The following is a 9,061-nucleotide window of genomic DNA, read 5'->3' as shown; positions in this document are numbered from 1 at the left end:
GGTTTTGCTTTGCAGAAAATATAACTACTCAAAAACTGCTCCGCTTGTGTGAATCATGGCAGCACTGTGGCGTAGAAAACGCGGGGCCATTATGGAATCTATAATTGCGAGTTGCCTTTGTGCATGAAAGGCAGCATATCGTCGATCGTATGCAGACGCGGCGTTAGTTCACAACATTGATGGTACGAAAGTTCACGCATGACCATTCTCATTCAGGGCGGCAGAGTCATTGATCCTGCTAGCGGCTTAGATACTATTGGCGATGTTGCGATTGCCAGTGGGCGTATTGTGGGAGTTGGCACAGCTCCAACAGGGTTTGTTGCACAACGTACGATTGACGCTGAAGGACTATGGGTTCTACCTGGTATTGTTGATTTGTGCGCACGCCTGAGGGAGCCGGGATATGAGCATGCAGGGATGCTGGAAAGTGAAATGCACGCAGCGGTGGCAGGTGGTGTAACCAGTTTGGTTTGTCCGCCTGACACGGATCCTGTGCTCGATGAAGCAGGCTTGGTTGAAATGCTGAAGTTGCGTGCGAACAATCTGCGTCAGGCAAGGTTGTTTCCGTTGGGAGCTTTGACCAAAGGTCTCGCTGGTGAGGTATTGACAGAAATGTCTCACCTGACCCATGCTGGCTGTATCGGTTTTGGTCAAGCTGAATGGCCTTTGAAGAATAATCAGATATTGCAGCGTGTGCTCCAATATGCGGGCACATTCAACTATTCGATTTGGTTGCGTCCGCAAGATGCTGCTTTGGGGGGCGGTGTAGCCGCCAGTGGTGCATTGGCTCAGCGCATGGGACTTTCTGGTGTACCGGTCGCCGCAGAAACAATTGCATTGCACACTATTTTTGAACTGTTGCGCAGTAATCCTTGCCATGTGCATTTGTGCCGCTTAAGCAGCGCACAAGGGGTTGAGTTGGTGCGACAAGCTAAGGCGGAAGGTCTGCCTGTCACAGCAGATGTCAGTATCAATTCCCTTTTCTTGACCGATATTGACGTTGGCTATTTTGATAGCAGGGCGCGGTTGCAGCCACCATTGCGGCAACAGCGTGACCGAGATGCGCTGGTACAAGGGCTTTTGGATGGCACGATTGATGCGCTGGTTTCTGACCATGCGCCTGTGGATAACGACGAAAAGGAGTTGCCGTTTGCTGAAGCAGAGCCAGGTGCATCTGGGGTTGAGTTGTTGTTACCTTTAGCCCATAAGTGGGCGCAAGAGCAGGGAATTCCTTTCAGCCGTGCTTTGACCAGAATTACTTCTGGCGCGGCAGGTATTTTGCATAATGCCCTTGGCACTTTGAATGCGAGCATCGGCCAGTTAGTCCAAGGCGGTGTAGCCGATCTGTGCCTGTATGACCCCTCAAGTGAATGGAAATTGGAACCCGGTGGGTTGCACAGCCAAGGCAAGTTCACGCCTTTCACAGGTGCGGCTTTGCCTGGAAAAGTGCGTACTACGTTCGTTGCTGGTGAAATTGCATTTGAGCATGCCGAAGTGATGGAGATTTCGCATTGAGGCCATTGTTGGTCGCTGGCTGATATAGAAAGCTTTTTGGTTTTTCTCGGCTAGTCTGATGCCCATTGGTCCCTATCACAAGACTATTCCTGATTTATGCCCACACATTCTCCATTTGACCTAAAGCGTATTGCGCAGTTGGCTTTGTATGTTGTTGTGCGTCCTGTGGAGTATTTCCGCACGATGCCTCGACAAGGTTCATTGATGGAGCCTCTGGCATTTGCTATCGTGCTTGCTATTGTGGTGACGCTGATTTCAGCGATGCTCACATGGGTTGGCGGTGCTCTTGGATTGATTCCAGCACAGGTGGGCATTAATTTGCTGGACTTGCTTGTATTTGTCCCAGGAATGATTGTGAGCGCCTCTGTGATTGGTGCTGCCATTCTGCTGCTGGTCTGGAAGGTGTTAGGGTCTCAATGGGGATATGGAGTGGCGTTTCGTTGCACTGTTGCGACTTTGGCTGTTAGTCCAATCACGACTGTTTTTGCATTGATTCCCGTTGTGGGCTTATGGGTCAATGTGATCTGGACGATGTATTTACTAGTTGTGGCCAGCACAGAGGTACATGGCATCAGCAGGAAAAAAGCGGTGATTGCTTTTACTGTGATGGGGGGATTGATTGCGGCAAGTTCTGCGTTCATGAATGCCAGTCAGTCCATGTTTGAAGAGCAGCTGCAGCAGTTGGGTGTTTCACCTGCAGAATTTTCGTCCATGAGTAGAGATCAGCAGCAGCAAACGGTTGAGCGCATCAGAAAAAATATGGGGCAGTAATGGTGCTGCGTGCGTTAAGCCTGATCTGCAAATGGCTCGTGCTGCGTTTGGCTATTTATTTACCTGTTCTTTCGGTAGTGTCAGCATAAAGACTGCCCCTCCGCCTTCACGCTCTTCGCATCGTACTTGTCCACCGTGGCGCTGAGCAATGGTTTTGACAAGCGATAATCCTAAGCCGACCCCACCAGATCGCTCACTCGCACCGGGGGCACGGTAAAACGGCTCGAAAATACGTTCACGCAGCTCATGGGGGACGCCTGGGCCTCGATCACACACACGTATATCAATGTTTGTCGCTGTTGCAAAGAGATGCAGCTCAATGGGGCCTTGGCTATAGCGATCTGCATTTTCCAATAAATTGCGAATGGCTCTGCGTAAGAGTTTGGCTTCCCCGTATACCTCCATGATCGGCACTGCACTGCTGTTGCTAGGCATGTCGATATCCAGTTCTGCGCCCATACGCGCAGTTTCTTCTGCGCACAAGCCAATGAGATCGATGGTTTCCCGCACGATGGGAGTTTGCTCCGCTAAATCTAACCGACTTGCGAGCAGAATTTCATCAATCAATTGGTCAAGTTCAGCAATATTGCGCTGAATTTCCTGCCGTGTTGATGGTGATGGTTGTCCTTGGTCTGATAGTTCCAAGCCCATACGAATTCGTGCCAGAGGCGAGCGCAGTTCATGCGAAGCGTTTGCTAGTAAGGTTTTGTGAGAGTGCACCAGAGTTTCTATGCGTGCCGCTGCCGCGTTAAATTGTCCGGCCAATTCCGCCACTTCATCGTGTCCTTGGTCCGGAATGCGCACAGACAGATCCCCTTCACCAAACTGTTTGACCCCTAGACGAAGGTTTTCCAAGCGTTGCATCAAATGGCGAATGATAGGAAATACGCCCACAATCACGGCAAGTGACACCATTCCCAGTAGCCAGAGATAGCCGAAGGGCGGCATGATCAAGAAGGCCCAACCTTCTTCATGGCGTGGTTTAGGTGGGCGGTCAACCCGCGGTGCAAATCTAGCGACGTATTCGTGCCCTTGGTCGGTGGTGATTCCAAGCGTGAAGCCAGGCTCTTCTGTGGGGATGTAGATAGACATGCCACGAATGGGCGGTGCGTCTTGGTCAACGCGGCTAATGACCACTTCGCGGGGGACTTCTACCCGCGCGCGTTCATTGCGCTCTTCTGCAACACGCCACCCCCAACCGACTGCCAGCATCAGGACGGCGACGCACACGACCACGGCCAGCCAGATGCGCAGATACATGTGTTTGGAAAACGGATTGCGGCTGACCATGTGTATGAAGTGGGCGTGATGAAGCGTTGATAGAGACTGGGACGTAAGTTCAGTCTTGCTGCTTGGCAAAAACGTAACCGACGCCGCGGACTGTCAGAATGCGGCGTGGGTTCTTGATATCGGATTCAATCGCAGCACGGATACGGCCCATGTGTACATCAATGGAGCGGTCAAAAGCCTCTAGCTCACGTCCGCGCACGGCTTCCATGATTTGGTCTCGGGTCAGCACGCGGCCAGCACGTTCGGCTAAAGCGACCAGTAGATCGAATTGGTAGGAGGTCAGGTCTGCAACCTGATCCGCCACGGTCACTACTCGGGCACTTCGGTCAATCTCTAAAGAGCCAAAACGCATTACATCGTATGCAACGGAGTCTGCATGCATTTGGCCTGCATGTTGGCGCCGTAAAAGTGCGCGAATGCGGGCCAATAATTCGCGGGGCTCAAATGGTTTGGGTAAGTAGTCGTCTGCGCCAATTTCTAGGCCAATAACCCGGTCCATGGGATCACCTTTGGCGGTCAGCATGAGTACGGGGAGGGAGGCTGTGGGAGCTGCAAGGGTTCGGATTTGACGACACACATCCAGTCCATCCATGTCGGGCAGCATCAAATCGAGAATCACCAATTCGACGGGAGTTGGCGCTGCTTGATGGTGGGAAAGTAACTCCAGCCCTGATCGAGCATCAGGTGCGTGCTGTACGGCAAAGCCCGATTGCGCGAGGTATTCAGACACCATTTGCGCCAGACGGGCATCGTCTTCAATCATCAAGATGGGAGTGGTCATATAGGCATGGTGCAAAACAAAGGCCTCACCAATCATGAGGCAAAACTACGGTATCAGGGGCATTGCCGCAGCGATCATAAGTTTTGACTATCGCCTTATACGGTAACCCTTAATTTGTCGTCAATGTAAAAGGCAGGTAAAGCGCAGTCGTGGCCTTAAGCCCGTTTTACGCTTGCACGCGTTTGACCGTTAAAAGGCCAGCGCCGATAGCGACCAGCAGGCCGCCAAAGATTCGGTTTTGCCATAACTGGGCTTTATAGCTTTTGAGCCATCGGCTCAACAAGCTGGCACTGGCTGCATAGCCATTCATCACCATGGAGTCGACCGCGCACATCGTGACGCCCAAAATCAGCAATTGCAATAGCAACGAGCGATTGGGGTCGATAAATTGCGGCAGCACGGCCACCATGAACAAAATACCTTTTGGGTTGGTGGCATTGGTAAAGAAACCTGTCAATACGCGCTGCTTCCAGTTGAGAGTGCCGCCTTTTGCTGGTTGCAGCTGTTTGTCCGCGGTCAGTGTGTTTTCTGCAGAGTTGATGGCTTGGCTTGAGGATGGTTTTTGCAAGAATTGGCGAATTCCCAAGTACATCAAGTACAGAGCGCCAACGACTTTGACTGTGAGAAAGGCTGCTTCTGAAGCAATCAATAATGAGCCAACACCAGCACCGGCCACAACCAAGATCAGCATTAGACCTAACTGCAAGCCGAAAACCGTGGCGCTAGAGCGCTTCCATCCATAGCTGAGGCCGTGACTCATCGACAGCACTGCGCCAGAACCGGGCGATATGGCAATGACCCAGGCTGCAATAAAAAAAGTGAACCAAACATGCCATTGCATGGGTGTGCTCCTCAAGAGGTAAATCGAATGAAAGAAGGCTCAAGCGCTATGCGCGTCCATCGCATTTTGCAAGGTGCGCACATCATGGCGTGCCAAAACATGCAGGGTGCAAGCCACAACGCAGCCAAAAATGCAGAATATACGAGCTGTTTTGAAGTCGCTGAAAACCCAGAGCACTAATCCGGGCGCCACACCGCTAAGCAGCAGCGATAAGGGGCTAAGCCAGCGCTTGTATGCCAAGTAGGCATACAGTGGCGCACCTAGCAGCAAGGCTGGGAGCAATCCAAATACAGAGGCAGATATGCTGATTAAAAGCCAGTAGCTAAAGAGTTCTGTGAAGAACGGGTTGGTCGTCTCGCCTCCAGAGCCCATTGTGGCCAGGCCGGCAAAGAGAATAAAGCCCAAGCCTGCTATGGTTGCGCCCAAGAGAACCGCTAGGCACGTTGGCCATAGAAGATTGCGCAGAAAGAGCCAGTAGTTGTTCATGATTGTGGTGCCATTATCGGGCAGAGTGGCTGTCCGTTTGATTGAAATGCATGCAGTCAACGCCGTTGTATGGTTCTGGTTGAGGCGTCACTTGTATTGGTAAGGCATGCAGTACACTGCGGCCATGAAACATTGGATTTTGACGGTCAGTACTGCCGCGCTGGCCGCTTGTACAAGCACTCAGGCACCTCAAAAAAACCGAACTGCACCAGTGGGCATGGCTAATCCGGCATCGCAGCATTGCGTGGCCCAAGGTGGTCAACTGCGTGTTGAAAAAACCGATTCCGGTGAAATCGGGATGTGTCGTTTGCCTGATGGCTCCGACGTTGAGGAGTGGACTTTGTTTCGCAGCAGCCAAGTGGCAGCATCGGGCCAGGTCAATGTCAATGTCAATGTGGTGGAATACCAATGTGAGCCTGACCAACACATTCGGGTTAGTTACTTTATTGACTTGAACAAGGCTGAGCTTGAACGCAATGGCACGGTGATGGCATTGCAGGAAAAGCCCAGTGGTTCTGGTTTTATTTACAGCAACGGGCCTAACACCATCCGAGGTAAGGGCGACGCATTGACGCTTGAAATAGGGCGCATGGCCCCTATCGAGTGCAAAGCGAAACAATGATGCTATTCGATAGTATGCAGATGATTGCTGACATGCTTTACGTTTGCACTTGCTGAATCAAGGCTTGTTCCAGTGCGTGTTGTTGTGCATTGCTGAGACTGGTTTTGCCTTGCAGCAGGAAACTGTCTTCGGCGCGCTCGCCCAAGGTGGTGATCTTGGCTAAATGAATGTCCAGTTTGAATTGTGTCAGCACCCAGGCAATGGAGTAAAGCAGGCCAGGGCGATCCGATGCTGACACGGTCAAGACCCAGTGTTCAGCCTTGTCATCAGGTTCAAACCGAATGCGCGTATTCACGGGGAAGTGACGCACTCTGCGCGAGACTCTACGTGCCTTAGGCTCCGGCAGGGGGGTGTTGCGCTGCAGGTGCTGACTGAGGTCTTTTTCAATAAAACGCGCGGTTGATTCAAGTGAGGTGCTTGCAAACTCCAAAGCAATCTGAAAGGTATCGAGTGCAAAGTCGTCGTGTGTGGTGTGGATGCGTGCATCGAGAATTTCGTATTCAGCCTGGTCAAAATAGCTGGAGATACGGGCAAACAAGTCTGCACGGTCAGGCGCGTAGATGGTGATTTGCAGGCCTTCACCAATGACCGATTTGCGCGCAAGCACAACGGGCGCTGCTTGTGTGTCAGTCTGTAGTGTGCCGAAATGCCGTGCGTGCCACGCCAATTCGTCGGCAGTGTGGCGCATGAAGTAGCCAAAGTCCAGGCGCTTCCAGAAAGTGTTGAGTTGCTCTGGTGTGATGGCATCAAGTGCCAACAGAACACGGGCTTCGCCTTTGTGCATCTCGGTTTCCGCAAGCGGGTCAGGCTTGCTGCCGCCTAGCAGGCGGGCAGTGGCGCGGTACAGGTCTTCAAGTAACTTGCCTTTCCATGCATTCCATACTTTGGGGCTGGTGCCACGGATGTCGGCTACGGTTAGTAAATAAAGCGCAGTCAAATAACGCTCGTTGCCAACCCGTTTAGCAAATGTGGCAATCACATCGGGATCGCTTAAATCCTGTTTTTGCGCCACTTGGCTCATGATCAGATGCTCTTGCACAAGAAACACCAGCAAATCAGTATCTGGCTTGGCAATACCATGTGCACGGCAGAACTTGCGCACAATGCGGGCGCCAATGTCTGAGTGGTCACCACCGCGCCCCTTGCCAATGTCGTGAAACAGTGCTGCAAGATAGAGGATCCATGGCTTGTCCCAACCTGCTGCCAAGCTGGAGCAATAAGGGTACTCGTGTGCGTGTTCTGCCAAGAAGAAGCGGCGCATATTGCGCACCACCATCAGGATGTGCTGATCTACTGTGTAAACATGGAACAAGTCATGCTGCATTTGCCCAACGATGCGGCGAAATGCCCACAAATAGCGCCCGAGTACGGAGGTGCGATTCATCAGGCGCAAAGCATGCGTGATGCCTGCAGGCTGTTGGATGATTTGCATGAACAGCGCGCGATTGACCGGGTCTTTGCGGAACGCGGCATTCATCACATGGCGTGAGTTGTACAGCGCTCGCAGCGTTCGCGCCGAAAGATCCTTGAGACCGATCTGCGTTTCATACAGCAAGAATGTTTCGAGAATGGCGTGCGGGTCTTTGATGTACAAATCATCGCTGGCGACCTCGACCATGCCACCTTTGTCGTAAAAACGTTCATTGATTGGGCGCAGTTGGTGTACGTTGGGGTTGAGGCGCTCTTCAATATTGAGCAGCAGAATCTGGTTGAGTTGCGTGACTGCCTTTGCGCACCAATAATATTGACGCATTAATTGTTCGCTGGCACGCATAGGCAAGCGTGAACCTTGCTGGGTTTCAGACCGGTAGCCAAACAATTCGGCCACGCTGTTTTGCAGATCAAAAATCAAACGGTCTTCATGGCGTTTGGAGATCGCATGCAGGCGGGCCCGGATGAGACTCAATTCTGCTTCGCAAGCGGCTAACTCATGCGCCTCGAGTTCCGTGGCAATGCCGTTTGCGGCGAGCTCATCCCAAGTGCTGCCCAAACCCGCTGCACGTGCAGCCCAAATTATCAGGTGCAGATCACGCAAGCCTCCGGGAGATTCTTTGCAGTTGGGCTCTAGCGCGTAGGGCGTGTTGTCGAATTTGACATGGCGTTGGCGCATTTCCAGCGTTTTGGCGCGCAAGAATGTGAGCGGATCCAGGTGTTTGAGGAATGCTTCTTGAAACTGCGTGAAGAGCTTTCGGCTACCCACAATCCATCGAGATTCGAGCATGGCCGTTTGCACGGTGATGTCAATGGCGGCGTCGTCCAGAGACTCTTCAATGGTACGCAGGCTGAAACCAATTTCCAAACCAACATCCCAACAGCTACTGACGAATTGCTCGATTTTTTGTTTGAGCGGATCTTCGTCGCAGATGGTTTTACCTGTTGGCACCAGCAGCAATACATCCACATCCGAGGCCGGAAACAGTGCTTTTCGCCCGAAGCCCCCTACCGCCAACAGCGCAAACTCGCCCGGCAGCTCTGCCGTGCGCCATAGCTGCCGCAGCACATTGTCTGCATACTCGGCTAGCAAACGCAACTGGGTGTGGATGCGCCGGCCCTGCTGCCCTGGCTTGAGCAGATTGGTGACGATGGCTTGCTTTTGCTGCTGGTAATGCTCTCGCAGCTCAGGCAATGTGGATGGGGCAGCGCGAAGCACAGGCATGAATGGATGGCCTCAAAAGCAGTGCGCTGCCTTGGTGCAAGGATGCGCGGTTCATAAAAAGAAAAAGGCCCAAGCCTTAAGGCATGAGCCGTTCATGAC

8 protein-coding genes are annotated in these 9,061 nt (G+C 52.4%); 3 read left to right on the top strand and 5 right to left on the bottom strand.

All coding sequences use genetic code 11. From position 1 onward, the window contains the following. The first annotated feature begins 198 nt into the window (after positions 1-198). The gene (locus E9531_RS15820; RefSeq protein ID WP_136574738.1) at positions 199-1,515 is read left to right on the top strand and encodes a dihydroorotase; all 1,317 of its coding nucleotides are present in this window, start codon (positions 199-201) and stop codon (positions 1,513-1,515) included. A 96-nt stretch (positions 1,516-1,611) separates the two neighbouring features. Continuing rightward, positions 1,612-2,286 (top strand): YIP1 family protein, encoded by a 675-nt coding sequence (locus tag E9531_RS15815; protein ID WP_136574737.1) that lies wholly within the window; start codon positions 1,612-1,614, stop codon positions 2,284-2,286. 51 nt (positions 2,287-2,337) lie between these two features. Here the strand turns inward: E9531_RS15815 and E9531_RS15810 are convergent, their stop codons facing one another. The 4 genes from E9531_RS15810 to E9531_RS15795 form a co-directional block, all read right to left on the bottom strand. Continuing rightward, a complete protein-coding gene (locus tag E9531_RS15810) occupies positions 2,338-3,576 on the bottom strand; it encodes a HAMP domain-containing sensor histidine kinase (RefSeq protein ID WP_136574736.1) in 1,239 nt (412 codons plus the stop codon). A 49-nt stretch (positions 3,577-3,625) separates the two neighbouring features. Beyond that, on the bottom strand, positions 3,626-4,357 hold the full coding sequence (locus tag E9531_RS15805) for a response regulator (protein WP_136574735.1): 732 nt from the start codon (positions 4,355-4,357) through the stop codon (positions 3,626-3,628). A gap of 166 nt (positions 4,358-4,523) precedes the next feature. Further along, positions 4,524-5,198 (bottom strand): LysE family transporter, encoded by a 675-nt coding sequence (locus E9531_RS15800; protein ID WP_136574734.1) that lies wholly within the window; start codon positions 5,196-5,198, stop codon positions 4,524-4,526. 39 nt (positions 5,199-5,237) lie between these two features. Continuing rightward, positions 5,238-5,684 carry a hypothetical protein gene (locus tag E9531_RS15795; protein WP_136574733.1) on the bottom strand — a complete coding sequence of 149 codons (447 nt, stop codon included), beginning with the start codon at positions 5,682-5,684 and terminating at the stop codon, positions 5,238-5,240. 124 nt (positions 5,685-5,808) lie between these two features. On the opposite strand from E9531_RS15795, the gene E9531_RS15790 reads away from it, so the two are divergent. Then, entirely contained in the window at positions 5,809-6,306 is a 498-nt protein-coding gene (locus tag E9531_RS15790; RefSeq protein ID WP_244610151.1) for a DUF333 domain-containing protein, read from the top strand. 37 nt (positions 6,307-6,343) lie between these two features. Here E9531_RS15790 and E9531_RS15785 read toward each other — a convergent pair whose 3' ends face one another. Further along, positions 6,344-8,962 carry a [protein-PII] uridylyltransferase gene (locus E9531_RS15785; RefSeq protein ID WP_136574732.1) on the bottom strand — a complete coding sequence of 873 codons (2,619 nt, stop codon included), beginning with the start codon at positions 8,960-8,962 and terminating at the stop codon, positions 6,344-6,346. Positions 8,963-9,061 lie beyond the last annotated feature (99 nt).

Origin of the sequence: Lampropedia puyangensis (assembly GCF_004833285.1) — a bacterium.
In the GTDB taxonomy this organism is placed as follows: Bacteria; Pseudomonadota; Gammaproteobacteria; order Burkholderiales; family Burkholderiaceae_C; genus Lampropedia; species Lampropedia puyangensis.
This window is presented reverse-complemented; position numbering and strand designations above follow the sequence as displayed.

What these genes read in the sequence shown, in the direction of transcription:
- E9531_RS15800 (WP_136574734.1), bottom strand. Translation starts at nt 5,198, where the DNA reads ATGCAATGGCATGTTTGGTTCACTTTTTTTATTGCAGCCTGGGTCATT.
- E9531_RS15785 (WP_136574732.1), bottom strand. Translation starts at nt 8,962, where the DNA reads ATGCCTGTGCTTCGCGCTGCCCCATCCACATTGCCTGAGCTGCGAGAG.
- E9531_RS15790 (WP_244610151.1), top strand. Translation starts at nt 5,809, where the DNA reads ATGAAACATTGGATTTTGACGGTCAGTACTGCCGCGCTGGCCGCTTGT.
- E9531_RS15795 (WP_136574733.1), bottom strand. Translation starts at nt 5,684, where the DNA reads ATGAACAACTACTGGCTCTTTCTGCGCAATCTTCTATGGCCAACGTGC.
- E9531_RS15805 (WP_136574735.1), bottom strand. Translation starts at nt 4,357, where the DNA reads ATGACCACTCCCATCTTGATGATTGAAGACGATGCCCGTCTGGCGCAA.
- E9531_RS15820 (WP_136574738.1), top strand. Translation starts at nt 199, where the DNA reads ATGACCATTCTCATTCAGGGCGGCAGAGTCATTGATCCTGCTAGCGGC.
- E9531_RS15810 (WP_136574736.1), bottom strand. Translation starts at nt 3,576, where the DNA reads ATGGTCAGCCGCAATCCGTTTTCCAAACACATGTATCTGCGCATCTGG.
- E9531_RS15815 (WP_136574737.1), top strand. Translation starts at nt 1,612, where the DNA reads ATGCCCACACATTCTCCATTTGACCTAAAGCGTATTGCGCAGTTGGCT.